Genomic DNA, 25,929 nt, shown 5'->3' on the forward strand with positions numbered 1-25,929 from the left:
TCGTGGTTGTCAGGGCCGGCGGCCCGGGCGTCAAGCGGCGCCGCGCCCGCCGGCGCGGCCTGCGACGCCAAGATGCGTTTCGAGCGCGTCGCGATCGGCCGCGAGCGCCGCGCTGGCGCCGGCATAGACCACGAGGCCACGGTCGAGGATCACGGCGTCGTCGGTGACGCCAAGGATCTTCTGGGCGTTCTGCTCGACGATGATGGCGGACACGCCTTCGTCGCGGATGATGCGCTTCAGGGCGCCGAGCAATTCGTCGACGATGATGGGCGCGAGGCCCTCGGTCGGTTCGTCGAGCAGGATCAGGCGCGGGTTCAGCACCAGCGCGCGGCCGACCGCCAGCATCTGCTGCTCGCCGCCCGAGAGCTGGTTGCCCATGTTGCGGCGGCGCTCCTTGAGCCGCGGGAACATGTCGTACACGCGCGCCACCGTCCAGGGCCCGGGGCGGGCAACGGCGGTCATGTTCTCTTCAACGGTGAGCGACTTGAAGATGTTGCGCTCCTGCGGCACCCAGCCGATGCCCGCATGGGCGCGCTGCTCGGGCCGCAGCCGGGTGATGTCGCGGCCGCCGAGGCGGATCGTCCCGCCCTTCAGGGTGGTGACACCCACGATCGTGTTTACCAGCGTGGTTTTGCCCGCGCCGTTGCGGCCGAGCAGCGCCAGCGAGCGGCCATCCGCCAGCGAGAGGCTGATGTCGTTGAGCACCGTCGCGAGGCCGTAGCCGGCCGCGACATGATCCAGCCCGAGCAGCTCAGCCATGCCCGCCCTCGCCCAGATAGACCTCGCGGACGCGCGGGTCGGCGGCCACGTCCTTGGCGGCGCCTTCCATGAAGAGGCCGCCATTCACCAGCACGGCGATGCGCTGCGCGAAGGAGAACACGAGATCCATGTCGTGCTCGATCAGCAGGATGGTGACGTCGTCCGGCAGGCCGCCGACGATGTCGAGGATCTCGTGGCGCTCTTCCTCGGGCACGCCGGCGGCGGGCTCGTCCAGCAGCAGCACGCGTGGGCGGCATGCGATCGCGACCGCGATTTCGAGCAGCCGCTGCTTGCCGTAGGGCAGCACCCTGGTTTCCGCGCCCATCACGTCGGTGAGGCCGAAGCGCTCCAGGATGGCGGCGGCCTCGTCGATGACCTCACGCTTGCCGCCGGCGAGGCGCCACCACTCGCGGCCATGGCCCTGCCGCTCGGACACCGCGAGGCCGACGGTCTGCAGCGGCGTCATCTCGGGGAAGAGCTGGTTGATCTGGAAGGTGCGGGCGAGGCCATTCTGGACGCGCCGATGCGGGGCCATGCCGGTGATGTCCGCGCCCTCCAGCAGCACCGCGCCGCTGGTGGGCCGCAGCACGCCCGTGAGCAGGTTGATCAGCGTGGTCTTGCCGGCCCCGTTGGGGCCGATCAGGGCGTAGCGCACGCCTTTTTCGAACGCGATCGAGACGTCATCGGTGGCGATGAGGCCGCCGAAGCGCTTCACCAGGTTGCGGGTTTCGAGCGCGACCGTCACGCGCGCCTCCAGCGCAGCAGCGGCGCGGCGAGGCGGGCGAGCTGGGCGCCGATGCGCTCGCGCCCGGCCAGCACGAGGACCACGAGCACGAGGCCGATCCAGAACTGCCAATATTGCGGCGTGATGGCGGACAGGTAGTCCTGCATCAGCTTGAAGATCAGCGCGCCGAAGATGCCGCCATAGAGGTAGCCGACGCCGCCCAGCACCAGCACGAGCATGACGTCGGCCGAGCGGATGAAGTCGAACACGTCGAGCGAGACATATTGCGTGGTTTGGGCGCTGAGCGCGCCGGCGACGCCCGCGAATGCGGCCGAGAGCGTGTAGATGGCGACGAGGCGCACGGCGACCGAGATGCCGATGGCGCGGGCGCGGAGCGGGTTCTGCTTCACGGCGCGCAGCGACAAGCCGAAGGGCGAGTGGATGATGCGCCGCGCCAGCAGAAACAGAACGAACAGCACGCCGAGGCTGTAGAGATAGGCGGTGCGCCCATAGAGGTCGAAGTCGAACAGGCCGAGCACCGGGCCGATGGTGACGCCCTGCAAGCCGTCCGCGCCGCCCGTAAGCCAGGCTTCGCGGTTGGCCAGTTCGAGCAGCATCAATGCGATGCCGAGCGTCACCATGAGCCGCGTCAGGTCCGAGCCGCGCAGCAGCAGGAAGGACGTCGCAAAACCGAGCACGGCGGCGACGGCGGCGGCGGCCGCGAGGCCGAGAAAGGGATCGCCATAGCCGAACTTGCCGAGCAGGCCGGCCGCATAGGCGCCGACGCCGAAAAAGGCGGCGTGGCCCAGCGACACGATGCCGGCGAAGCCCAGGATGAGGTCCAGCGACAGCGCGAACAGCGCCAGGATGGCGATTTCGTTCAGCAGCAGCAGGTTGCGCGGAAACACCCAGATGGCGGCCAGCGCCGCGATCCAGACCGCGAACTCCCACCAGCGCCAGCGCGCCGCGGCGGCCAGCATGCGGCGGGCGTCCGTGGAGGGAGGGGCCGAGGCCATGGCGGCGGGGGCGGCGACGTCCGTCATCGGGTCGCGCCCTTTACGAAGAGGCCCTGCGGCCGCCAGATCAGCACCAGCACCATGATGGCGTAGATGATGAAGGCGCCGGCCTTGGGCACGTAGTATTTGCCGGCCACGTCCGCGATGCCGAGCAACAGCGAGGCGAAGAATGCGCCCGTGATGCTGGAGGCGCCGCCCACCGTCACGACGATCAGGAAGTAGATCATGAACTTCACCGGGAAGGTGGGGTCCATGCCGAGCACCTCGGCACCCAGCGCGCCGCCCAGCCCGGCGAGGCCGGAGCCGATCGCGAAGGTGACCGCGAAGACGAGGTTGACGTTGACGCCGAGCCCGCGCGCCACACGCGGATCATCCACGGCGGCGCGCAGGCGGCTGCCGAAGCGGGTGCGCACCAGCGCGAGCTGGAGCAGCAGGGTCAGCAGGCCGCAGATCACGATGATGAAGAGCCGGTAGACGCCGATGCTGCCGCCCAGCATGTCGATGCGGCCGCGCAGGATCGCCGGGATGTTGATCATCTGCTGGCCGGAACCCATCGTGTAATCCACGGCCGAGACGGTCATGAACACGATGCCGATGGTGAACAGCACCTGGTCGAGGTGGCTGCGATCATACAGATGACGGTAGAGGGTGCGCTCCAGCGCCACGCCGATCAGGGCCGAGAACAGGAACGCGATCGGCAGGCACAGAAAGAAGCTGAAGCCCGCCCGGTTCATCAGCGTGGCGGTGATGTAGCCGCCCGCGAGCGCGAAGGCGCCGTGGGCGAGGTTCACGAAGTTCATCAGCCCGAGGGTCACCGACAGGCCGCACGCGAGAATGAACAGGAGCATCCCGTACGCGATGCCGTCAAAGAGGATGGTGACCATGCGGGATGCGGGCTCTTACGATGGCGGTCGTGAACCCTTCTCCCCGGCACGGGGAGAAGGTGGCGCGCAGCGCCGGATGAGGGGAGAACGAAAGGGCGATCCCCTCATCCGACCTCGCTGCGCTCGGCCACCTTCTCCCCGTTTCCGGGGAGAAGGGAGAGCGCTTACTGCTTCTTGGCGGCCTTCACGGGGTCCTTGACCTTTTCGATGGTGGCGAATTCCTGGTTGAAGAGCTCGCCATTCACCTTCTCGACCTTGCGGACATAAATGTTCTGAATGATGTCGCGGGTCTCGGGATCGATCTGCACGGGGCCGCGGACGCTGGTCCAGCTCATGCCCTTCATGGCGTCCAGCAGGGCCTGGCCGTCGGCGTTGCCCTTGGTCTTCTCCAACGCCTTGTAGACGAGCTGCATGCCGTCATAGGCGCCCACCGCCATGAAGTTCGGGCGGAAGTTGTTGGCCTTCTTGAAGGCTTCCACAAAGGCCTTGTTCTCGGGCGAGTCGTGCGAGGCGGAGTAGTGGTGCGTGTTGACGACGCCCAGCGCCGAGTCGCCGAGCTCGTTCAGCACGTCGTCATCCGTCACGTCGCCGGTGGCGATCAGCTTGATGACCGCCTGGGTGAGGCCGCGCTCGGCGAATTGCTTCATGAAGGCCGAGCCGAAGCCCGACGGCACGAACACGAACACGGCGTCCGGCGAGGCGTCCTTCACGCGCTGGAGAAAGGGCGCGAAATCCGGGTTGCGCAGCGGCACGCGCAGCTCGGCCACGACCTCGCCGCCGCCTTTGGTGAATTCGTCCTTGAAGGCCTTCTCGGCGTCGATGCCAGGGCCGTAGTCGGACACCAGCGTGACGACCTTTTTGATGCCGTTCTTGGCGGACCACTGCGCCATCGGCACCGTGGCCTGTGGCAGCGTGAAGCTGGTGCGGACGATAAAGGGCGACTGTTCGGTGATGATCGCGGTGGCGGCGGCCGTGACGATCTGCGGAATCTTGGCCTGCGTGGCGATGGGGGCGACCGCAAGGGCAAGCGGCGTGAGGCCGAAGCCCAGCAGCACGTTGACCTTGTCGTTGACCACGAGCTCCTGCGCGAGGCGCTTCGTGACGTCCGGCGCGCCGGTGTCGTCCTTGACGATCAGCTCGACCTTCTTGCCCGCCACAGTGGCGCCGTTCTGCTGGATCCAGAGCTTGGCGGCGGCCTCGGCCTGCTTGCCCGTGGAGGCGCTCGGCCCCGTCATGGGCAGGATCACGCCGATCTTCACGGTTTCCTGCGCCAGGGCCGGGAAGGCGGAGGCGGCGAGCGCGGCTGCGGCGGCCAGCACCGTCCGTCGGGCGAACACGGGCTTCATGGACATGCGTTACTCCTCCCCGGCTGAGAATTGTTCGTTATGCGAACAACTATTCGTATTGCGAACATAGTAGAGGTGTGAACGGAAACCCGTCAAGATTGGCGCAGCGCGGGCGCGTGTCGATCGCCCAGCGAAACGACGCAGCGCCGCAGACCCGTATGAGCCGTCACGGCGGCCCGGAACGCAAATGGGAAATTCCATCCTTTTATTGAACGAGGTTCAGCAATCGCCGGTTTTCCAGGCTCGCATGGTCGAACAAGGCGCTGGCGGCGACGCGCGGCCGCTCTTATTGTGAGTAGACCACTTTAGAACCAGTTCGGCGCGCCAAGGGCGGCCGCACGCACGGGCGCAGCCGCCCGGGAGGCCGAGATGGAAAGGCTGCTGATCGAGGGCGGGCATCGGCTCGAGGGAACGGTGCAGATCTGCGGGGCCAAGAACGCCGCCCTGCCGCAGCTCGCCGCCGCGATGCTGAGCCCCGAGCCGCTGACGCTCACGAACCTGCCGGACGTCGCCGACATCCGCGCCATGCTGCAGCTGCTGGAGCACTACGGCGCCGTGATTCCGCAGCGCTCCGGCGCCAGCGTCACGGTGAACCCCGCCGGCGTGGTCAACCGCGAGGCGCCCTACGACACGGTGCGGCGCATGCGCGCCACCATCCTGGTGCTGGGGCCGCTGCTGGCGCGCTTTGGCCACGCGCGAGTGTCGCAGCCGGGCGGCTGCGCCATCGGGGCCCGGCCGGTGGACCTCCACATCAAGGCGCTCACGGCGCTGGGCGCGGAGATCACGCTGGATCGGGGCGCCATCGACGCCCGCGCGCCGGACGGGCTGAAGGGCGCGCGCATCGTGTTCGGCTCGCCCTCGGTGGGCGCCACCGAGACCGCCATGATGGCGGCCGTGCTGGCGCGGGGCGAAACCGAAATCATGAACGCCGCTCGCGAACCGGAGGTGGCCGACCTCGCGGCCTGCCTGGTCGCCATGGGGGCGCGCATCGAGGGCGCGGGCACGCACCGCATTCTGATCCAGGGCGACACGGTGTTCCGCAAGGCGCGGCACGAGATCATCCCGGACCGCGTGGAGGCCGGCACCTACGCGATCGCGGCCGCGATCACGGGCGGTCACCTGGAGCTCACGGGCGCGCGGCTGGAGCATCTTTCGGCGGTCGCGGAGGCGCTGGAGGCGGCCGGCGTGCAGATCTGGCCCACGGACCGTGGGCTGATGGTGTCGCGCTCCGGCCGGCTGAAAGGCATCGACATCGCGTCCGAGCCCTATCCGGGCTTTCCGACCGACCTGCAGGCGCAATTCATGGCCCTGATGAGCATCGCGGACGGGGCTTCGGTGATCCGCGAGACCGTGTTCGAGAACCGCTTCATGCATGTGCCCGAGCTGTCGCGGCTCGGCGCCAACATCACGCTGCAGGGCGCGACCGCGCTGGTGCGCGGCGTGCCGGGCCTGAAAGGCGCGCCCGTGATGGCGACGGATTTGCGCGCCTCCGTATGCCTGGTGCTGGCGGCGCTCGCGGCCGAGGGCGAGACGGTGGTGAACCGCATCTACCATCTCGACCGTGGCTACGAGGCGCTGGACAAGAAGCTCGTGCGCTGCGGCGCGCATATCCGTCGGCTGCAGGACTGACGCCATGGCGGACGACCTCCTCTATCTGGGCGTCGACGGCGGCGGCACCGGCTGCCGCGCCCGCATCGAGACGCCGGACGGCGCCATCCTGGGCGCCGGCCTCGCGGGGCCGGCCACGACGCGGCTCGGCGTCGAAGCCTCCGTGGCGGCCATCATGACGGCCGCGACCGCGGCGCTCGACGAGGCGGGCCTCTCGGCAGCGGACTGGCCGCGCGTGCGGGCCGGGATCGGCCTGGCGGGCATCGGCCGCAAGGGCGCGCGCGAGGCGTTGGCGGCGACGCCCCTGCCCTTTGCGTCCGTCCGTTTCGCGAGCGACGGCCTGATCGCCTGCATCGGCGCGCATGGCGGCCAGGATGGCGGCATCGTGATCGTCGGCACCGGCAGCTTCGGGCTGGCGCGCGTCGGCGGACGGGAGGAGCGCGTCGGCGGCTACGGGTTCCCGATCTCGGACGAGGGCAGCGGCGCCGATCTCGGCCTGCAGGCGATCCGGCTGGCGCTGCGGGCGTTCGACGGCCGCGTGGACCGCACCGCCCTGCTGGGCGACGTGCTGGCGCGTTTCGCCGACGACCCCGCCGCCGCGGTTGCGTGGATGGACAAGGCCTCGGCCACCGACTACGCGACCTTCGCGCCGCTGGTGATGCGCCACGCCGACAATGGCGACCCGGCCGGCCGGCGCATCGTGCAGGGCGCGGCCGAGCAGGTGGACGGCCTCTGCCGCGCGCTGTTCGAACGCGGCGCGCCCCGCATCGCGCTGATCGGCGGCCTTTCCAGCGCCATCGAGCCCTGGCTGGCCCCCGACGTGCGCCGCAAGCTCAAGCCCGTGGACGCCGACGCGGTGGCGGGCGCGATCTGGATGGCGAAGCAGGGGTGAGAGGCTTCAGCCAAAGCTCCGTTTAGCCGTCATCCCCGGCGGCGCGAAGCGCCGGGAAGGGGATCCAGGCGACTGGGTACAATCCCCTTCCCGACCTGCTTCGCAGGTCGCCGGGGATGACGGCGGAGAGAGGTGAGCGGCGCGCAGTCACCCTCCCCCGTGACCGCCCTGCCATCAATGCGAACCGAAGGCGAAGCGATCCAAGGGCCACGCGCTCGGTCGAGCGATGTTGAGCTCGGCCCAGCTTCTGGATTGCTTCGCTGCGCTTGCAATGACGGGAGGCTGTCCCGACGGGCTTGCCCCGGCCCGGCATCGGCCTAAACTGGTCCCACATTGGTATTACGCAGGACCGCAAGCCCCATGGCCACCGAGGACGTCAGCGCGCGCTATGTGGACCTGGACGACTGGCCCACGCATGACGCCGTGGAGGCCATGTTCGAGGGTCAGCTGTCCGCCGTGGCGGCCGTGCGCCCGGCGCTGGGCGCCATCGCCAAAGCCGCGGACGAAGCCGCCGAGGCGCTGCGGCGCGGGGGCAGGCTGGTTTATGCGGGCGCGGGAACGTCCGGCCGCGTCGCCGTGCAGGACGGGGCGGAGTTGCCGCCGACCTTCGACTGGCCGCTGGACCAGCTCGTGTTCGCGATGGCGGGCGGGCCGGGCGCGCTGGTGAAGAGCGCCGAGGGCGCGGAAGATGACGCCGCCGACGCGATCGCGAAGGTGGACGCGGCCGGCATCGGCCCGAACGACGTGGTGATCGGCCTCGCGGCCAGCGGCACGACGCCCTACACGGTGGCGTTCGTGCGCCGGGCGACCGAGCGCGGGGCCGTGACGCTCGGCATGGCCAACAACGCCGATGCGCCGCTTCTGGCCGTCGCGCGTCACCCGATCCTGATCGAGACCGGGGCGGAGGTGGTGGCGGGCTCCACCCGCATGAAGGCCGGCACGGCCCAGAAGGCGGCGCTGAACCTGTTCTCCACCGCGGTGATGATCCGGCTCGGGCGCGTGTATCGCGGCCTCATGGTGCATATGCGGGCCAGCAACACCAAGCTGCATCGCCGCGCCGAGGCCATGGTGGCGGCGCTCGCGGGCTGCGACGAGGCCGTGGCCGGCGACGCGCTGCGGCAGGTCGACTGGGACGTGAAGCGCGCCACGCTGGTGGCGCAGGGCCTCGATCCCGACCTCGCGGGCGCGCTGATCGACCGTTCGGGCGGCAGCCTGCGGCGGGCGCTCGCGACCCTGGACGCGGCCGGCGGCGCGGCCGCGGGCGACGCTGTGGCGCCATGACGCTGGAGCAGGGTCGCATCGCGCTCGACGGGGCGAGCCCGACGCCGCTCTACCTGCAACTCGCCGAAAGCCTGCGCGGCATGATCCGCGGCGGCGCGGTGCGCGTCGGCGAGGCGCTGCCATCCGAGCGCGAGCTCAGCGCCATGACGTCGATCTCCCGCGTCACCGTCCGCAAGGCGATCGACGCGCTGTTGCGCGAGGGGCTGCTGTCGCGCCGGCCGGGCTCGGGCACCTATGTGGCCGAGCGCATCGAGCAGCCGGCCTCGGTGCTGGCCGGCTTCTCGGCCGATATGCAGAGCCGCGGCGCGCGGCCGGGCAGCGTCTGGCTGGAACAGCGCGTGGACGCGCCGAGCGCCGAGGAAGCCGCCGCGCTGAACTGCGCGCCGGGCGCCGCCGTGGTGCGGCTGTCGCGCGTGCGAACCGCAGACGGCGAGCCGCTCGCGATCGAGCGCGCGATCGTGCCGGCCGCGCTGTTGCCGCCTGTGGGCGAGATCGGCGACAGCCTGTACGAGGCGTTGCATCGCCGGGGCAATCGCCCGGTGCGGGGCGTGCAGCGGCTGCAATCCTCGCTCGCGACCCCGCAGGAGGCGCAGCTGCTCGACATCCCGGTCGGCGCCGCCATCCTGCGCATCGAGCGCCGCAGCTTTCTCGCCGACGGCGCCCCCGTGGAGCTGACGCGATCGGCCTATCGGGGCGACCGGTATGACTTCGTCACGGAAGTGCGGGAGGCGGCTTATGGGAGCTAGCCTCACGTTCAGGCCCCCTCGCCGTCATTGCGAGCCGAAGGCGAAGCAATCCAGCCTAACGCCGGGCCTTTAGACTGGATTGCTTCGCTGGCGCTCGCAATGACGGCGAGGCGTTGGAATTGGGCGGCTCATCTGTCCGGGCGCGGCGCGCCCTTCTCGTAGAACACGCACGCGTGGACGCCGCCGCCGACGTCGCGGTCGTAGGCGCGGGCGAGGCGCCAGCCGTGGCGTTCGTAGAAGGCGCGGGCGGGGTGGTTGTGGCGGAAGCTTTCCAGCGTGCGGGCGCCGCGGGCCTCAGCGTCGGCCAGCAGGGCGGAGCCGGCTCCGGAGCCCTGCGCGGCGGGGTCGACGAACAGCATGTCGAGGTGGCCAGCCGTCACCATCGTGAAGCCGAGCACGGCGCCGTCGCGCTCGGCGAGCCGCATGCGGTCCAGCGACGCGGTGAAGCGCTCTGCGAAGGTCGCGTGCGTGCGCGAGCCGAGGTAGTCGGCGCTCGCGATCGCCGCGAAGGCGGATCGGTAGGACGCCAGCGCCACCCGGGCGAGGGCCGGGATGTCGACCGGGGCAGCGTTGCGGATGCGAAGATCGCTCATTCCTGCCCCCGCAGGCGCGGGTCGAGCGTGTCGCGCAGGGCGTCGCCGAGCAGGTTGAGGCCGAAGGCCAGCACCAGGATGGCCGCGCCCGAGAACACGGCGCTCCAGGGCGAGAGCATCAGGAAGTTGCGGCCCTCCGACAGCATCAGCCCGAGCGAGGGTGTCGGCGGCTGCACGCCGAGGCCGAGGAAGCTCAGGGACGCTTCCACGAGGATCGCCGAGGAGAGCAGCAGGCTCGTCTGCACCAGCACCACGCTGGCGAGGTTGGGCAGCACGTGCATCAGCATGATGCGGCCGTCGGACGCCCCCACCGCGCGGGCGCCCATCACGTAGTCGCTCTCGCACACCACCAGCGCCGGGCCGCGCAGCAGGCGGGCGAAGATGGGCGTGTACACCACCGCGATCGCGATGGCGGCCGTGGATGATTGGGCCCCGAGCACCGCCACGATGCCGATGGCGAGCAGCAGCACCGGGAACGCGAACAGCACGTCCATGGCGCGCATCAGGATGCGGTCGATCCAGCCGCGGTAGAAGGCGGCGACGATGCCGAGCGATCCGCCGGCAAGCAGCGCCGCCCCGACGGCCGCCACCGAGACGGCGAGCGAGGCGCGCCAGCCATAGATGATGCGCGACAGCACGTCCCGGCCGAACTGGTCCGCTCCCAGCCAATGCGCCGCGCTGGGCCCCTTGAGGCGGGCCAGGATGTCCTGCTTCAGCGGATCATAGGGCGCGACCTGTCCGGCGAAGACCGCCATCAGGGCCTGCACGGCCACGAAGGCGAGCGCAAAGGCGAGCAGCGGGCGGCGGCGCAGCGTGTCCACCGGCTCAGTTCCGCACGCGCGGGTCGATCACCGCGTAGAGCAGGTCGACCAGGAAGTTCATCACCACGAAGCCGCAGGTCACCACCAGGATCGCGGCCTGCAGCAGCGGGTAGTTGCGCTCCGCGATGGCGCCCAGGATCAACCGGCCGAGGCCCGGGATGGCGAAGACCTGCTCGACCACGATGGCCCCGCCGAGCAGGTAGCCGGCGTTGACGCCGACGCTGGTGACGAAGGGAATCAGGGCGTTGCGCAGCGCATGCTTGTAGAGCACGGAGCCCTCGCTCGCCCCCTTGGCGCGGGCGGTGCGGATGTAGTCCTGCCCCAGCGCGTCCAGCATGGCGGAGCGCACGAGGCGCGACAGGTTGGCGAGGATCGGCAGGCCGAGCGCGATGGCGGGCAGCAGCAGGCGGCCGATATTGCCGAGCGGGTCCTCCGAGAACGGCACGTAGCCGAGCGCCTGGAGGTTGGGGGCCAGCGTCGCCAGCGCAAGGATCATCACGATGCCGAGCCAGAAGGACGGGATCGTGAGGCCCGCCACGGTGATCACCCGCATGGCGCCATCGGCGAAACGGCCACGCAGCCGCGCCATCAGCACGCCGGTGGGGATCGCGAGCCCGGCGCCGAGCACGAGGGCCAGAACGGTGAGCTGCACGGTGGGCCAGACCTGCGCGCCGATTTCGGCGATCACGGGCCGGCCGGTCCACAGCGAGGTCCCGAAATCGCCACGCAACGCGGCGCCGATCCAGGCGAGATATTGGGTGACCAGCGGCTGGTCGAGCCCGATGCGGGCCCGCAGCGCGGCGACGCGCTCGGGCGTCACCTCCGTGTTGGCGCCCAGCATGATCGCCACGGCGTCGCCCGGGATCAGCCGGATCATCGCAAACACGATGGCGGACACACAGAACAGCACGAGCGCGAGGTCGAGCAGCCGGTTGGCGAGAAGACGCAGCGGCATGTCAGGCGGCCATGCTCGCCGGTTTCGCATGTGCGCCGCCATCCTGCGGTCGCCGGCATCCCCTCCCCGTCATTGCGAGGAGCGCAGCGACGCGGCAATCCAGGCGCCGGGGGTGAGGCGCGGAGTCCACCGGCCCGGCGTCAGCTGGATTGCTTCGCTGGCGCTCGCAATGACGGCGGGGAGGCTGCGATTTCTCCGTCATCCCCGGCGGCCTGCGCAGCAGGCCGGGAAGGGGATCCAGGGGCAACGCGCGCATGGCCCTGGATCCCCTTCCCGGCGCTGCGCGCCGCCGGGGATGACGGCGGAGGTTCATTTTCCGACCGCGGTCTCGGCGAGGGAGCTTAGCGAGCGGTTGGCCATGATCTCGTAGCCGGAGACGTTGGCGCGCGACGCCGTGAAGAGCTGGCCGTAGGCGAGATGCGCGATGGGGCCGTCGCAGGCCAGGATGGACTGGACCTTGGCGTAGTCGGCCTTGCGGCTGGCTATGTCCGTGTTGGCGCGGGCCTTGTCGAGCAGGGCGTCGAGCTCCGGGTTCGTGTATTTGAACACGTTGGTGGAGCCACCGGTGCGGAAGGTGCGGAAGAAGTAGTCGTCAGGGTCCGGGCTGCCGGCGTTGGTGGAGGCGAACAGGTCGAAGGCGCCGTTGCGCCAGTCCTGGATGAACTGGCCGAGCTCGGGCGTCTTCAGCTCCACCTTGATGCCCACATTGCCGAGCTGCTGCTGCACGACCTGGGCGATGTCCTTGATGTCCTGCCGGGGCAGCACCGTCATGGTGACGCTGATCGGCTGGGCGACGCCGCTGTCCTTCAGGAGCTGCTTGGCCTTGGCGGGGTTGTGCTTGTAGCAGCTGAACTGCTTCACGTCGGTGGCCCAGTCCTTGAGCGCCGGCGAGAGCGGGCCGCCGGGCACGCCCGCGCCGAACAGGGCGGCCTGGATGATCTCGTCGCGGTTCAGCGCCGTGTTCACGGCCTCGCGCACCTTGGCATTGTCGAAGGGCGGCTTGGCGACGTTGAAGCCGATCAGCGTGTAGGCGAGCTCCAGCGTCTCGCTCAGCTTCACGCCGGGCTTGCCCTTGAGCTGCAGCGCCGTGGCGGCGTCGATGTTGGGCAGCATGGCGTATTGGCCGCTGCTGACGCCGACCTGCCGGGTGGCGGACTCGGGCACGATGTTGAACTTCACGCCGTCGAGCTTGGGCAGGCCCTTGCGCCAATAGGCGTCGTTCCTGGCGAGCGCGATGAAGCCGTTGGGCTGCCACTCCTTGAACTTGAACGGGCCGGTGCCGACCGGCTGCTTCTGAAGGCCGTCCTTGTCGGCCTCGAAAGAGCGCGGCACGATCGCGAGCGTCGCCAGCGAGGTGAGCAACGGCGCGGCCGGCTCCTTCAGCTTCAGCTCCACGGTCGTGGCGTCGGGCGCGGACACGCTGTCCACGGCGGCGAGGCGGCTCGCCAGCGGCGAGGCGATCTCCTTGGCCATGACGCGCTTCAGCGACGCTGCCACGTCGGCGGCCTCCATGGGGGCGCCGTTGTGGAAGGAAACGCCCGGGCGGAGCTTGAAATTGTAGGTCTTGCCGTCGGGCGCGACCGTCCAGGACTCGGCGAGGCCGGGGCCGACGCGCAGGTCCTTGTCGATGGCGGTGAGCCCTTCATAAATGGTGCCGTTCACCACCATGAAGGACGCGAAGGCCGTGATGATGTGAGGATCGAGTCCGGCCGGGGACGCATCGATGGCGGCCTCCAGCGTCTGGGCCCGCACGGGCGCAAAACCGGCCGCGCACAAGCTTGCCGCAGCGGTCAGGAGCGCCGCTTTCAAGGCGTTGCGCAGCATCGTTTCCTCCATGGTTTGACGTGGCCGGAGGGTAGGCCGCTATAATACCAATTGCAAGCCGAAGCCCCCAGGCAGGGGTGGCCCGGACGCCGCGCGCAGCCAAGGAAAGCACCATGTCCGACCCCGCTCTTTTCACCGCCATCGGGGCGATCAGCGGCACCTCGATGGACGGGATCGACGTTTCGCTCGTGCGGACGGACGGGGATGCGCAGGTCGAGATCGGGCCCGGCCAGTGCTACCCCTACGCGCCGGCGCTGCGGGACGAATTGCTGGCCCTGATCGCGGACGCGCCGCGGGCCGAGCACGGCGCGCTGGACGCGTTGGAGGCGGCCGTGAGCGACGCCCATGCGGGCGCGATCGCGCAGTTCATGACGGAGTTCTCCATCGACAGGGCGAGCGTGCGCGTTGTCGGCCTCCATGGGCAGACGGTGTATCACCGGCCCGAGAAGCGCTTCACCCGGCAGCTCGGCGTCGGCGCGCGGGTCGCGGAGGCGCTGGGGATCGACGTCGTGAACCGCTTTCGGCACGCCGACGTGGCGGCGGGCGGCGAGGGCGCGCCGTTCGCGCCGCTGTATCACCGGGCGCTGGCCTCGCGGCTGGAGCAGCCCGTGATGGTGCTGAACCTCGGCGGCGTCGGCAATGTCACGTTCATCGACGGCGAGACCGTGATCGCGTTCGACACCGGGCCGGCCTCGGCGCTGCTGGACGACTTCGTGCTGAAGCGCCTCGGCAAGCCTTATGACGAGGGCGGCCGGCTGGCCGGCTCCGGGCAGGCGGACGCCGCCATGGTGGCGTCTCTGATGAAGCACCCGTATTTCGACCGCCCTGCCCCCAAGTCGCTGGACCGCAACGATTTCCACGCCTGGGCCAAGGCCGTGGAAGGCCTCGGCGACTCGGAAGGCGCGGCCACGCTGGCGGCCTTCACGGTCGCGTCGGCGGCCGACGCCGTGCGGCACGTGCCGCGCCCGCCGGTGCGCTGGCTGGTGACGGGCGGCGGGAGGCTCAACGCCACCTTCATGCGGCTGCTGCACGAACAGCTCGGCGTGCCGGTGGAGCCCGTGGAGGCGGTAGGCTGGAACGGCGACTTCATCGAGGCGCAGTGCTTCGGCTATTTGGCGGTGCGTTCGCTGAAGAAGCTGCCGCTCAGCCTGCCCACCACCACGGGGGTTCCGGCGCCGATGACCGGGGGCGAGCTCTGGCGCGCCGTATGACGCCGGCGCTGGAGATCGAGGGCCTGACGCTCGCGGTGGGCGGGCGCAAGCTGGTGGAAGACGTGTCGATTACGGTCGCGCCCGGCGAGATGGTGGGCCTCGTCGGCGAGTCCGGCTGCGGCAAGAGCATCACGGCGCTGTCGGTGATGCGGCTGCTGCCGAGCCCGCCCGTGCGCGTGCTGTCCGGCGCCGTCCGGGTGGGCGGCGTGGACGTGCTCGCGATGGCGCCCGAGGCGCTGCGCGCCATGCGGGGCGACCGGGTCGGGATGATCTTCCAGGAGCCGATGACGTCGCTGAACCCGGTGTTCACGGTGGGCGACCAGATCGCCGAGGCGCTGGAGATCCACCGCGCGCTCACGCGCCGCGCCGCGCTGGCGCGGGCGGCCGAGCTGCTGGCGCTGGTCGGCCTGCCCGCGCCGGCCGAGCAGCTCGGGCGTTACCCGCACCAGATGTCGGGCGGCCAGCGCCAGCGCGTGATGATCGCGATGGCGCTCGCCTGCGAGCCGAAGCTGCTGATCGCCGACGAGCCCACCACGGCGCTGGACGTGACCGTGCAGGCGCAGATCCTGGCGCTGATCGACCGGCTGCGGCGCGAAATGGACATGGGCTGCCTCCTGATCACGCATGATCTCGGCGTGGTGGCGGAAGTCTGCGACCGGGCCGCCGTGATGTATGCGGGGCGGATCGTCGAGGAGGCCGCCGTGGGCGACCTGTTCGCCCATCCCCGGCATCGCTACACGCGGGCGCTGATCGACACGGCGCCGGCCTCCAACCCGCCCGGAACGCGGCTGCCCTCGATCGCCGGCATGGTGCCGCCGCCCGGCGCGCGCGAGCATGGTTGCGCCTTCGCGCCGCGCTGCCCGGCCGCGCTGCCGGTGTGCCGCACGACCACGCCGGCGCTGGAAGGCGACGCCCGCCACCGCGCGGCGTGCTGGAACCCGGCCCCCGCCGAGGCCGCCGCATGACGCCGCTGCTGGACGTGCGCGGGCTCACGAAGCGCTACGCCGGGCCGCATGGCCGCGTACTCCATGCGCTGGAGGATGTGAGCTTCACGGTGGCGCCCGGCGAGGCGCTGGGCGTGGTGGGCGAAAGCGGCTGCGGGAAGTCGACGCTGGGCAAGAGCCTGCTGCGGCTGGTGGAGCCCACGGCCGGGCAGGTGCTGTTCGAAGGCGAGGACGTGCTGCCGCTGTCGCGCCGCGCCATGGCGGCGAAGCGACGCGACATGCAGATGGTGTTCCAGGACCCGTTCGGCTCGCTGAACCCACGCCACACGGTCGGGGCCATCGTGGGCGAGCCGCTCGCCATCCATGGCATGCCCGGCGGCAAGGCGCGCGTGGCAGAGCTGCTGGACCAGGTGGGGCTGCCGGCGGACGCGGCGGGCCGCTATCCGCACGAATTCTCGGGCGGGCAGCGCCAGCGCATCGCGATCGCGCGGGCCCTGGCGCTGGGGCCGAAGTTGCTGGTGGCGGACGAGCCGGTGTCGGCGCTCGACGTCTCGATCCAGTCGCAGATCATCAACCTGATCGGCGACCTGCGCCGCGCCTATGGGCTGGCGATGATCTTCATCAGCCACGACCTCTCGGTGATCCGGCACGTGAGCGACCGGATCGCGGTGATGTATCTGGGGCGGATCGTCGAGATCGGGCCAGCCGCGCAGGTGTTTGAGGCGCCTGCTCATCCCTATACGCGCGCCCTGTTGTCGGCCGTGCCGCGGCGGCCGGGCGCGGCGCGGCCGGCTGGCCAGCCGCGCGAGCGCATCATCCTGCATGGCGACCTGCCGGATCCTTCGAGCCCGCCGCTGGGTTGCGCTTTCCATGGTCGCTGCCCGGCCGCGATGCCGCGCTGTTCCGTAGACCGGCCCGCGCTCGTGAGCCGGCGCGTGGCCGAGACGGGCGGGACGGCGGTGGCGGCCTGCCATCTGCACGAGTCCGTGGACGCGCCCGCGCTGGAGCCGGCATGACGCTCGAAGCCCTCGCCGAGGCGGCCTTTGCGCCCGTGGCGCAAGCTCTCGCCGCCGGGCGCATCCCCGGGGCCGTTCTGGCCGTGGGGGATGCGGCGGGCGGGCGGGCGATCCGGTTCGGCGGCTTCGCGCAAGTCGAGCCCGAGGCGGCGCCCATGCGAGCCGACACGGCGTTCGATCTCGCGTCGCTCACCAAGGTGGTGTTCACGACCACGCGCGTTCTCGATCTCGTTGCGGCCGGGCGGATCGGCCTCGACGATCCTCTGGCGGCAGCCATCCCGGATCTGCGCCAATATGACGTCGCGGGCGCGCCCGAGCGCCGGCTGACGGTGCGGCAATGCCTGGCGCACCAGACGCATCTGCCGGCCGTAGAGCCCTTGTATACGTATGGGCAGGATCCGCATACACTGCGGGCCTTCGTGCTCCAGCGCGCGTGGAAGGCGGGTCCGCCTGTGTATTCGGACATCAATTTCATCCTGCTCGGCATCCTGGTCGAGCGGCTCACGGGCGTGCCGCTGGCCGAACAGCCCCTGCCGCCCGGCCTCACGTTCCGGCCGGAGCCGGACGCGTGCGCCGCCACCGAGAGGTGCACATGGCGCGGCCGCGTGATGCGGGGCGAGGTGCACGACGAGAACGCCTTCGCGCTGGGCGGCGCGTCCGGCCATGCCGGGCTGTTCGGAACGGCGGCGGCCTTGCTGGATTTCGCCGCGGGATTGCTCGCCGCGCCGCAATCTCCCGTGTGGGCGCGGGAGACGCCGACCCGCAGCCTCGGCTGGGAGATGATCTATCCGGGTTGGTCCGGCGGCGACGCGTGCTCGCCGGACACCATCGGGCACACGGGCTTCACCGGCACGGGGCTTTGGCTCGACCCCGAGGCGGGCTTGGCCTGGACGCTGCTGACCAACCGCGTCCATCCCACGCGCCACGCGGACAGCGGCATCGTGGCGCTGCGGCGGGCGGTCGGGGATGCGCTTCAGACAACAATCAAGCGGGCATGAATCGACCGATGCGCAGTCGCAGGATGTAAATTGGTTTAGCCTCCGTATAAGTAGAATATGTCAGCAACGAATCTATATCTCCGACGAAATTCTAGAGCCAAGCTCCGTATTTGAACCGTTTGTAAGTAAATCCCGGGGAGTCTGCCTGTCGCGAGACATCGGACAGGCCGTTTTGACTCACCGCGCCCGGCGGAATGATTCAGGCCGACTCCGGAAAGACTCTCGCACCCGTGTCGATCGCCTCCTGGCGGCGACGTCAGCCAGGTGGTGCCCGAATGGCCAACAGATTGCGCGTGTTCTCGAAATTGTCGTTCAAGGTCCCCGCCATCGTGCTCACGGGCGCGGTGGTGAGCGCCGTCGCGGTCGGCGGCATGGCCTACGAGATCGCGCGGCGCTCGGCCGTCCAGCAATTGGAGGTGAGCCTTCAGGCCACCGTGCAGAACCGGGCCGGGACGCTGGAGCGCTACATGCGCCAGGCGCAGACGAACCTGCGGCTGGTGTCCGAGACGCCGACGATGTTCGAAGCGCTCAGCAACCTGGGCAACGACTACAAGTCCAAGGGCGCCGACGCCGAGACCCTGCTGCAGAAGCTCTATATCGACGACAACCCGTTCAAGGACGGCGAGCGCGCCAAGTACAAGGGCGAGAAGGACGAGACCAGCTACGGGTTCTACCACGAGAAGGTCCACACCATCATCGACCAGTACCGGCGGCAGTTCGAGTTCGCCGACGTGCTGATCATCGATCCGGCCGGGTCGGTCGTGTATTCGACGGTCAAGAACCGCGACTTCGGCACCAACGTCTCCACCGGAAGCCTGAAGGACGGCCCGCTAGGCCGCGCGTTCAAGGACGCCATGGGGAAGGCTAGCGCCGGCGAGGTCGTGTTCGTCGACAACGAGAATTACGCGCCGGCGGGCGGCGCCCCGACCTCCATTCTCGCCAAGGCCCTGGTGACGGACGCCGGCGTTGCGATGGGCGTCGTGGCCGCGACGCTGTCGCCGTCGTCGATTTCGCCGATCATCAACAGCAAGATGGGCGAAACCGGCCAGGTCTTCGCGGTCGGGCCGGACGGCCTGGCGCGCACGCAGCTGGCGCTGAGCGCCCAGCCGACCGCCGGCAAGCTGCGCTTCGACCCGCAGGTCGTGAAGTCGGCCTTGGCGGGCGCGCCGGCGGCCAGCCACGAACTGGGCTCGTCCGGCGAAAGCTCCGCCGTGATCGCGGTTCCGGCCAAGATCCTGGGCCGCACCTGGGCGGTGGTGGCCGAGCAGACCATGCGCGAGGTGGAAGCCCCGCTGGTGGCAATGGGCAAGCTGATCGCCACCGTGGGCGCCGGCATCCTCCTTGCGGTCGGCCTCCTCGGCTGGCTGGCGTCGCGCACCATCTACAAGCCCATCGGCGCCCTGAAGGACGCGGTCGGCCGGCTGGTGAACGGCGAGAGCGTCGAACTCAGCGCGACTTCGCGCGGCGACGAAATCGGCGATCTGGCGCGTTCGCTGAAGCAGATCCACGAGACCGGGCTGGCGGCGGCCCGCATCCGCTCGGCGCTCGACAGCTCGCCCGCCATGATGATGATCACGGACGAGCAGGAGCGCATCGTCTATGTCAGCCAGACGCTGGACCGGTTCCTGCGCACCATCGAGCCGAGCTTCAAGGCCGGCCGCGCGGACTGGTCCGTGGACGGCCTCGTCGGCGCGCCGCTTTCCGAAGCGCGCGACAATCCGGCGATCGAGCGCAGCGTGCTGGGCGAGGAGAACGGCGCGCAGCTGGTCCGCTATCGCATCGGCGGCCATACCCTCAACATCGCGCTGACCGCCATCCAGGGCGCGGACGGCGCCGTGATCGGCCAGACCATCGAGTGGCGCGACGTCACGGCGGAGCTCGCCGTGCAGTCCGAGGTCGCCGCGATGGCGGCGGCGGCGGCCGCCGGCGACTTCACCCAGCGCGTTCCGCTGGACGGCAAGGTTGGCTTCATGCGCGACCTCTCGGCCGCCATGAACCAGATGAGCGCCGGCGTGGACAGCGCCACGAACGACCTCTCGCAGGCCTTGCAGGCGCTCGCGCAGGGCGACCTGACGCATACGATCGGGGCCGACTACGAGGGCCGCTTCGGCGAGCTCAAGGACGCGCTCAACGACACGATGGCGCGGCTTGCCGACACGGTGGTGACCATCCAGACCACCGCGATCGACGTCGGCAGCGCGGCGCGCGAGATCAACTCGGGCGCGGACGACCTGTCGCGGCGCACCGAGGAGCAGGCGTCCTCGCTGGAAGAGACGGCCGCCACCACGGAGGAGCTCGCGGCGTCCGTGAAGGCTTCGGCGCAGTCCTCGCGTCATGCCCTCTCGATGGCCGAGGAGGCCATGTCGGTCGCCATCACGGGCGGCAAGATCGTCACCGAGGCTGTGGACGCCATGGCGCGCATCGAGAGCGCCTCGCAGAAGATCTCCGACATCACCTCGGTGATCGACGACATCGCGTTCCAGACCAACCTCCTGGCCCTGAACGCCGCCGTGGAGGCCGCCCGGGCCGGAGAGGCCGGCAAGGGCTTCGCGGTGGTGGCCTCCGAAGTGCGCACGCTGGCGCAGCGCTCCAGCGAGGCCGCCAAGGACATCACGGGGCTGATCAGCTCCTCCGGGCAGGAAGTTTCGCAGGGCGTCAAGCTGGTGCGCTCGGCCGGCGAGGCGCTCGGCAAGATCGTGACGGCGTCGCAGAAGGTCGCCACCACGGTGGGCGACATCTCGAGCGCCGCCAACGAGCAGGCCAACGGCATCGACGAGATGAGCCAGGCCGTGGCGCACATGGACGAGATGACGCAGCAGAACGCCGCGCTGGCGGAGGAAAGCGCCGCCTCGGCCTCGTCGCTTGCGTCCCAGATCGAGCGGCTCAACGAGATCGTGGCCACGTTCAACACCGGCCGGCAGGTCGCCAGCCGGGCGCCTGCTCCGGCGGAGTTCCGGTCCGCCGCGCCGCCTGCCCGCGCGCCCGCCGCCCGGGCCGCTGCCCCCGCGCAGTCGCGTATGCCGGCTCCGGCCGCCGCGAGCGAGCCCGAGCGGCTGCGCCGCCTCGCCCAGGAGGCTTTCGCGGGCAAATCCGGAGGAGGCTCGCCTGCCGCCGGCGGCAAGAACTCGCCCGCAAAGCCTGTTCCGGCCAAGCGCGCCAGCGCAACGGCCGAACAGCCGGCCCCGCGTCGTCGCGCGGCCGCGGCGGGCGGATCGGCCGCCCAGGGCGGCGGCTGGGAAGAGTTCTGACTGCGCAAGTCAAGCCTCAGCTTGATACAAAGGGTTCGCGCTCCCGTGATCGGCGAGCGCGAACCGATGCCGTTTTCGCACGTTGGGATGCCGAACCCGGGCCATCTTCCCGGGCCCCCCAGCGGAGTTCATTCATGACGAATTCGATCAGGACGGGCGTTTTGGCCCTCGGCGCCCTCGCGCTCTCCACCGGCCTCGCAATGGCGCAGGCCTATCCGCAGCTCGGCTCCGGCGCAGGCGGCGGCGTTCCCAACAACACGGCCTATCCGGGCGGCCGCGCAGGCGGCATGTCGGCGGGTGGCGTCGCGGGCGGCGCGGGCACCCCGCAGCGTTTCGACTCCAACCGGCCGCGCGCCTATGAGGGCTTCGAGACCGGCACGATCATGCGCACCTCGCCGACGACCTCGGCTCCGATGGCGGCCTCGATGGAGTGGAAGTGGGCGCAGTGCGCCAAGCTCTACCCGACCTTCGACGCCGCTTCCGGCACCTTCGTGGGCGAGGACGGCCTGCGGCATCTCTGCCAGTAAGGCCTGAGCGAACCCAAGATGAACCCGCGTCCAGGCGTTTTCGCCCGGGCGCGGGTTTTTCGTTTCAGCGCGTCAGCAGAACGGCCAGAAAGGCCGCAAGCCCGGCGGCGCTCAGCGCGGCCAGCCTCGTGATGGCGGTTCGATGTCCCGCCTGCGAATGCGCCCATGCCCGCAAAGGCTGTTCGCGAAATCCGTGTGCGATGCGCACCGGCCCCTCCCCTGTTTTTTGCTCGGCCCCGACCCGTCGCGCATGCGACCGATCGCCCCCGGACCTCGACTCAACCTTGGGTTGTTCGTCGTGGCGAAGATCAAGCCAGCAGCCGCTTCGGCGCGCAAGGGCCTCGAAGCGTCGAAGGGTCGTTGTGCACGCTATCAACCGTGCAGCAGGGGCGTGGGATCAATCCTCGGCGCGGTTGAGGATGCGCGCCCGCACGTTGCCGGGCAGCCCCCGCAGCTCGTGCACCACGTCGCGCGCGTCGAAGTTGTCGCCGTCCGCGTCGAGGACGACGTAACCGAGTTCGCCGTCGGTCTGGTAGTATTGCGCCGCGATGTTGATGCCGCGCTTGGCGAACACGGAGGCGAGCCGGCCCAGCATGCCCGGCATGTTGCGCTGGACCTGGATGAAGCGGACGCCGGACGGACGCGGCGGCAGCTGGACCTGCGGGAAGTTCACCGCGCCCAGCGTGGAGCCGACATCGCTGTAGTCGATCAGCTTGCGCGCCACCTCGCCGCCGATACGCTCCTGCGCCTCCTCGGTGGAGCCGCCCACATGCGGCGTCAGGATGACGTTTTCGAGCCCCTGCAACGGGCTCACGAAGCGCTCGGCGTTGGAGGACGGCTCCACCGGGAACACGTCAACGGCGGCGCCGCGCAGGTGGCCGGAGCGGAGCGCGGCCGCCAGGGCGTCGAGGTCCACCACGGTGCCGCGGCTGTTGTTGATCAGGTAGGCGCCCTTGCGCATGCGGGCGATCTCGTCGGCCCCGATCATGCCAGCCGTGCCGGGCGTCTCGGGGACATGCAGGCTCACCACGTCGCTGGCGGCCAGCAGGGCGTGGAGGCTTTCCACCGGCTCGGTGTTGCCGTGGCGGAGCTTGTCGGTGAGATCGAAATAGATCACCCGCATGCCCATGGCTTCGGCCAGGGTGGAGAGCTGGCTACCGATATTGCCGTAGCCGACGATGCCGAGCGTCTTGCCGCGCACTTCCAGGCTGTCGGCGGCGGATTTGTCCCAGCCGCCCGCATGGGCCTGCACGGAGCGCGGAAAGATGCGGCGCAGCAGCATCACGATCTCGCCGATCACGAGCTCGGCGACGCTGCGGGTGTTGGAGAAGGGCGCGTTGAACACCGGGATGCCGCGCCGGCGCGCGGCGTCGAGCTCGACCTGGTTTGTGCCAACGCTGAAGCATCCGACCGCCACCAGCCTGTCGGCCTCCTCGAAGACGCGGTCTGTGAGCTGCGTGCGCGAGCGGATGCCCAGGATGTGCGCGCCCTTCAGCGCATCGCTCAGCGCGTCGCCGTCCAGCGCCTTGGCGAGGCGGGTCAGGTTGGAATAGCCAGCCGCCGCGAAGAGCTCGACCGCGCTGTCGTTGACGCCCTCCAGCAGGAGAACGCGGATCTTGTCCTTCGGAAGGGAAAGACGCTCGCTCATCGGCTAAGTCCCACAGCGTGGCGCGACCGACCTTTTGGCCGCCCCCATCGCGTGCGGTCTAGGCGAGGCTGCGCGTCGGCGCAACCCGGCCGGCGGGCCGGGAGGAATCCGGGGTTGAGTCTGCGATTACCGGGCCGCAAGCGCGAGCACGAATCTCGTCACGCTCTACTGTTCTATACTTAGGTACTAACGCGGGTACTTCAGAATATTTGCGCAAAACTGCACCGTGATTCATCTTTGATTCAACCAGTTCTCGAATCCTGCCCCGGCTTTCCAGCTTCCGTTCAAGATCAGAGCGAAAAGCCGACCCGGAGCGGTTGGAACTGGACGGCTCGTGCGACGGCGTCGCGAGGGGCTCAACAATGTTCAAGAATCTACGCATCGGCCAGAAACTCGGGATCCAGGCGATCATCGGCGTCGCGCTCGCCCTGGCGATCACCGCGAACCAGCAGTGGTCGGCGAAACAGGTCGACGACCTGTCCACCACGGCCGAAAAGTCGGCGCTGCTGCTCAACGTCGTCAATGACGCCGAGTCGGCCTTTGCGCAGGTTCAGATCCTGAACCGCGACATCCGCCTCGCCACCAACCCCACGCAGCTCGGCGCCACCACCGCGCCGCTGGCGTCCCTCAAGGACCGCGCCGCCAAATCGTTCGACAAGGCGCTTTCGCTCGCGAGCATGCCCGAAAACGCCGCCGCGCTGAAGGAAACGCGCAGCGCGTTCGAGGTGTACACGGCCGCGGTGTCGGACATGGCCAAGGCCCAGGCCGAGCGGCTGGACGAGCTCAGCAAACAGATGGAAGCCGCCGGCGCATGGGACCGGCAGGTCAGCACCGTTCTGTCGGCCGTGCTCACGGCGGATCCCGTCACCCGCCAGGACATGGAAGTCGGCATCGGCCGGATCAGCGACGCCGTGAAAACCGCCCGCGTGGCGATGTGGCGCTTCGAGGCCACCAATGACGAGACGCTGCGCGCCAGCCTCGAAAAATCGTTCGAGCGCGTGAGCGGCGACCTCGAGCGCCTGCAGAGCTTCCTGACCGATCCGAACCTTCTCGCCAGCCTCGAAAAACTCCCGCCCGTGATCGCCTCGCTGCGCTCCACCATGGAGCGCTGCATGGCGCTGCGCGACGAGCAGGCCAAGATCGTGGCGACGCGCGCCGCGCCCCTGCGGGCGCAGATCGCCGGGTTGTTCACGGCCATCCACCAGCGCGCGGAGGCGCGCGACAAGCTGGTGTCCGAGCAACTCGACAACGCGCTTTCGCGCAGCAATCTGGTCGCGCTGGCGCTGTCGGGCGTGCTGCTGCTGGTGCTGATCGCCAACGCGGTCGCGACCCTGCTGGGCGTTGCCCGTCCCATCGGCCGCATCGCGGAGGTTCTCGAAAAGCTTGTGAAGGGCGACACCGCCGTGAAGGTGCCGTTCACGGAGCGCAAGGATGAGGTCGGCGCCGCCGCCCGGGCCGCCCTCGCCTATCGCGAGAGCCTGGAGCGCACGGCCCTGATGGAGGAGGAGGAGCGCGCCGCCCAGCAGCGCCAGGCCGAAGCGGCCCGCGTGATGGCCGAGGTTGTCGAGAATGTCAGCCAGGTCGTCGCCTATGCGGCGGACGGGGACTTCACGCGCCGCGTCGCGGCCACCAGCGCGGGCGGCGACCTGCAGAAGCTCGTGGACGGCGTGAACGCCATTAACGTGGCGGTGGACCAGGCGACCGCAGAACTCGCATCCGTGCTCGGCAGCGTGGCGGCGGGCGACCTGACGCGCACGATCGACACGACCTATCGCGGCCGGTTCGGCGAGCTGCGCGAGGCCGTGAACGAGACTGTGACCAAGCTCGCCGAAACCGTCTCCACCATCCAGACCACCACGGTGGACGTCTCGGCCGCCGCGACCGAGATCAACACCGGCGCGGACGACCTGTCGCGCCGCACCGAGGAGCAGGCCTCCTCGCTGGAGGAGACCGCGGCCACCACCGAGCAGCTTGCCGCATCCGTGAAGGCGAGCGCCTCGGCCTCTGCCCAGGCGGCCGGCATCGCCGAGCAGGCGCAAAATGTAGCGACCGACGGTGGCGCGATCGTGGCCCGCGCGGTCGACGCAATGGCGCGCATCGAGAGCGCGTCGCAGAAGATCACCGACATCACCTCGGTGATCGACGACATCGCGTTCCAGACCAACCTCCTGGCCCTCAACGCCGCCGTGGAAGCGGCGCGTGCGGGCGAGGCCGGCAAGGGCTTCGCGGTTGTGGCCTCCGAGGTGCGCACGCTGGCGCAGCGCTCCAGCGAGGCCGCCAAGGACATCACGGGACTGATCAACTCCTCCACGGCCGAAGTCGCGCAGGGCGTCGCCCTGGTGCGGTCCGCCGGCGAGGCGCTGGACAAGATCGTGGACGCGTCCCGCAAGGTCGCCGCCACCGTGACGGAGATCTCGGAAGCCGCGCGCGAGCAGGCCAACGGGATCGACGAGATGAGCCAGACCGTCGCCCACATGGACGAGATGACCCAGCAAAACGCCGCGCTCGCCGAGCAGAGCGCCGCCTCGGCGGGATCGCTGACCGGCCAGATCGACCGGCTGAACAGCCTCGTGGCCGGTTTCCAGACTCGCAACGGCGGCGGCCACGCGGGCCGGCGGACCGAGCCGGCGCGCCTGCGTGACCTCGCCGCCCAGGCGTTCACGGCCAAGCCCGCCGCGAAAGCGCCGGCGCAGCGGACGGTCACGCGCGAGACGAAGTCCGCGCCGGCGCCCAAGCGGGTCGCCGCGGGCGGCGGACGCTCGGGCGGGTGGGACGAGTTCTAGAACCCTCGCGCCGACAAAAACCAAATGCACGCATGCCCGGGAGCTCCCCGGGCATGTTGCTTTCAGGCCCGCTCGTTCCGCGAGTTGCGACGGATAACTTGCATT

22 protein-coding genes are annotated in these 25,929 nt (G+C 70.0%); 11 read left to right on the forward strand and 11 right to left on the reverse strand.

All coding sequences use genetic code 11. The features are described 5' to 3' along the window. Positions 1-30 precede the first annotated feature (30 nt). The 5 genes from AC1DSZ_RS07585 to AC1DSZ_RS07605 all read right to left on the reverse strand — a co-directional run bounded on the left by AC1DSZ_RS07585 (position 31) and on the right by AC1DSZ_RS07605 (position 4,720). Positions 31-759, reverse strand: coding sequence for an ABC transporter ATP-binding protein (locus AC1DSZ_RS07585; protein ID WP_476837761.1), 729 nt, complete (start codon positions 757-759; stop codon positions 31-33). Continuing rightward, on the reverse strand, positions 752-1,504 hold the full coding sequence (locus AC1DSZ_RS07590) for an ABC transporter ATP-binding protein (RefSeq protein WP_476837762.1): 753 nt from the start codon (positions 1,502-1,504) through the stop codon (positions 752-754). Before AC1DSZ_RS07590 ends, AC1DSZ_RS07585 begins: the two co-directional genes overlap by 8 nt. Next, complete coding sequence (locus AC1DSZ_RS07595; protein WP_476837817.1) at positions 1,501-2,499, reverse strand: branched-chain amino acid ABC transporter permease; 999 nt, start codon at positions 2,497-2,499, stop codon at positions 1,501-1,503. Before AC1DSZ_RS07595 ends, AC1DSZ_RS07590 begins: the two co-directional genes overlap by 4 nt. A 23-nt stretch (positions 2,500-2,522) precedes the next feature. After that, positions 2,523-3,383: a branched-chain amino acid ABC transporter permease gene (locus AC1DSZ_RS07600; protein WP_476837763.1), complete on the reverse strand. Its 861-nt coding sequence runs from the start codon at positions 3,381-3,383 to the stop codon at positions 2,523-2,525. Between the two features lie 164 nt (positions 3,384-3,547). Further along, positions 3,548-4,720, reverse strand: coding sequence for an ABC transporter substrate-binding protein (locus tag AC1DSZ_RS07605; protein ID WP_476837818.1), 1,173 nt, complete (start codon positions 4,718-4,720; stop codon positions 3,548-3,550). Between the two features lie 378 nt (positions 4,721-5,098). Here AC1DSZ_RS07605 and murA point away from each other — a divergent pair, with 378 nt between their 5' ends. The 4 genes from murA (at position 5,099) to AC1DSZ_RS07625 (ending at position 9,256) form a co-directional block, all read left to right on the forward strand. Further along, positions 5,099-6,358: a UDP-N-acetylglucosamine 1-carboxyvinyltransferase gene (gene murA, locus AC1DSZ_RS07610; RefSeq protein WP_476837764.1), complete on the forward strand. Its 1,260-nt coding sequence runs from the start codon at positions 5,099-5,101 to the stop codon at positions 6,356-6,358. 4 nt (positions 6,359-6,362) lie between these two features. After that, positions 6,363-7,229, forward strand: a complete 867-nt coding sequence (locus tag AC1DSZ_RS07615) for a glucosamine kinase nucleotide-binding domain-containing protein (RefSeq protein ID WP_476837765.1) — start codon at positions 6,363-6,365, stop codon at positions 7,227-7,229. 360 nt (positions 7,230-7,589) lie between these two features. Further along, on the forward strand, positions 7,590-8,510 hold the full coding sequence (locus AC1DSZ_RS07620; RefSeq protein ID WP_476837766.1) for an N-acetylmuramic acid 6-phosphate etherase: 921 nt from the start codon (positions 7,590-7,592) through the stop codon (positions 8,508-8,510). Continuing rightward, positions 8,507-9,256: a GntR family transcriptional regulator gene (locus AC1DSZ_RS07625; protein ID WP_476837767.1), complete on the forward strand. Its 750-nt coding sequence runs from the start codon at positions 8,507-8,509 to the stop codon at positions 9,254-9,256. Before AC1DSZ_RS07620 ends, AC1DSZ_RS07625 begins: the two co-directional genes overlap by 4 nt. A gap of 128 nt (positions 9,257-9,384) precedes the next feature. Here the strand turns inward: AC1DSZ_RS07625 and AC1DSZ_RS07630 are convergent, their stop codons facing one another. The 4 genes from AC1DSZ_RS07630 to AC1DSZ_RS07645 form a co-directional block, all read right to left on the reverse strand. Further along, on the reverse strand, positions 9,385-9,849 hold the full coding sequence (locus tag AC1DSZ_RS07630; protein WP_476837768.1) for an N-acetyltransferase family protein: 465 nt from the start codon (positions 9,847-9,849) through the stop codon (positions 9,385-9,387). After that, on the reverse strand, positions 9,846-10,670 hold the full coding sequence (locus AC1DSZ_RS07635; protein WP_476837769.1) for an ABC transporter permease: 825 nt from the start codon (positions 10,668-10,670) through the stop codon (positions 9,846-9,848). The genes AC1DSZ_RS07630 and AC1DSZ_RS07635 overlap by 4 nt, the downstream gene beginning before the upstream one ends. 4 nt (positions 10,671-10,674) lie before the next feature. Continuing rightward, complete coding sequence (locus tag AC1DSZ_RS07640) at positions 10,675-11,625, reverse strand: ABC transporter permease (protein WP_476837770.1); 951 nt, start codon at positions 11,623-11,625, stop codon at positions 10,675-10,677. 309 nt (positions 11,626-11,934) lie between these two features. Further along, the gene (locus AC1DSZ_RS07645; protein WP_476837771.1) at positions 11,935-13,449 is read right to left on the reverse strand and encodes an ABC transporter substrate-binding protein; all 1,515 of its coding nucleotides are present in this window, start codon (positions 13,447-13,449) and stop codon (positions 11,935-11,937) included. 113 nt (positions 13,450-13,562) lie between these two features. On the opposite strand from AC1DSZ_RS07645, the gene AC1DSZ_RS07650 reads away from it, so the two are divergent. The 6 genes from AC1DSZ_RS07650 (at position 13,563) to AC1DSZ_RS07675 (ending at position 21,393) form a co-directional block, all read left to right on the forward strand. Continuing rightward, positions 13,563-14,660 carry an anhydro-N-acetylmuramic acid kinase gene (locus AC1DSZ_RS07650; protein ID WP_476837772.1) on the forward strand — a complete coding sequence of 366 codons (1,098 nt, stop codon included), beginning with the start codon at positions 13,563-13,565 and terminating at the stop codon, positions 14,658-14,660. After that, positions 14,657-15,625, forward strand: coding sequence for an ABC transporter ATP-binding protein (locus AC1DSZ_RS07655; RefSeq protein WP_476837773.1), 969 nt, complete (start codon positions 14,657-14,659; stop codon positions 15,623-15,625). The genes AC1DSZ_RS07650 and AC1DSZ_RS07655 overlap by 4 nt, the downstream gene beginning before the upstream one ends. Then, a complete protein-coding gene (locus AC1DSZ_RS07660) occupies positions 15,622-16,620 on the forward strand; it encodes an ABC transporter ATP-binding protein (protein ID WP_476837774.1) in 999 nt (332 codons plus the stop codon). The genes AC1DSZ_RS07655 and AC1DSZ_RS07660 overlap by 4 nt, the downstream gene beginning before the upstream one ends. After that, positions 16,617-17,618, forward strand: coding sequence for a serine hydrolase domain-containing protein (locus AC1DSZ_RS07665; protein WP_476837775.1), 1,002 nt, complete (start codon positions 16,617-16,619; stop codon positions 17,616-17,618). Before AC1DSZ_RS07660 ends, AC1DSZ_RS07665 begins: the two co-directional genes overlap by 4 nt. A 275-nt stretch (positions 17,619-17,893) precedes the next feature. Further along, positions 17,894-20,866, forward strand: a complete 2,973-nt coding sequence (locus AC1DSZ_RS07670; RefSeq protein ID WP_476837776.1) for a methyl-accepting chemotaxis protein — start codon at positions 17,894-17,896, stop codon at positions 20,864-20,866. Between the two features lie 134 nt (positions 20,867-21,000). Next, the gene (locus AC1DSZ_RS07675) at positions 21,001-21,393 is read left to right on the forward strand and encodes a hypothetical protein (RefSeq protein WP_476837777.1); all 393 of its coding nucleotides are present in this window, start codon (positions 21,001-21,003) and stop codon (positions 21,391-21,393) included. A 64-nt stretch (positions 21,394-21,457) separates the two neighbouring features. Here the strand turns inward: AC1DSZ_RS07675 and AC1DSZ_RS07680 are convergent, their stop codons facing one another. Further along, positions 21,458-21,601 (reverse strand): hypothetical protein, encoded by a 144-nt coding sequence (locus AC1DSZ_RS07680; protein WP_188516146.1) that lies wholly within the window; start codon positions 21,599-21,601, stop codon positions 21,458-21,460. 189 nt (positions 21,602-21,790) lie between these two features. Continuing rightward, entirely contained in the window at positions 21,791-23,041 is a 1,251-nt protein-coding gene (gene serA / locus AC1DSZ_RS07685) for a phosphoglycerate dehydrogenase (protein WP_476837778.1), read from the reverse strand. 362 nt (positions 23,042-23,403) lie between these two features. Between serA and AC1DSZ_RS07690 the strand changes: the two genes are divergently transcribed. Beyond that, positions 23,404-25,824, forward strand: coding sequence for a methyl-accepting chemotaxis protein (locus AC1DSZ_RS07690; RefSeq protein WP_476837779.1), 2,421 nt, complete (start codon positions 23,404-23,406; stop codon positions 25,822-25,824). Positions 25,825-25,929: the final 105 nt, after the last annotated feature.

The organism is Alsobacter sp. P4_H11, from assembly GCF_056400925.1.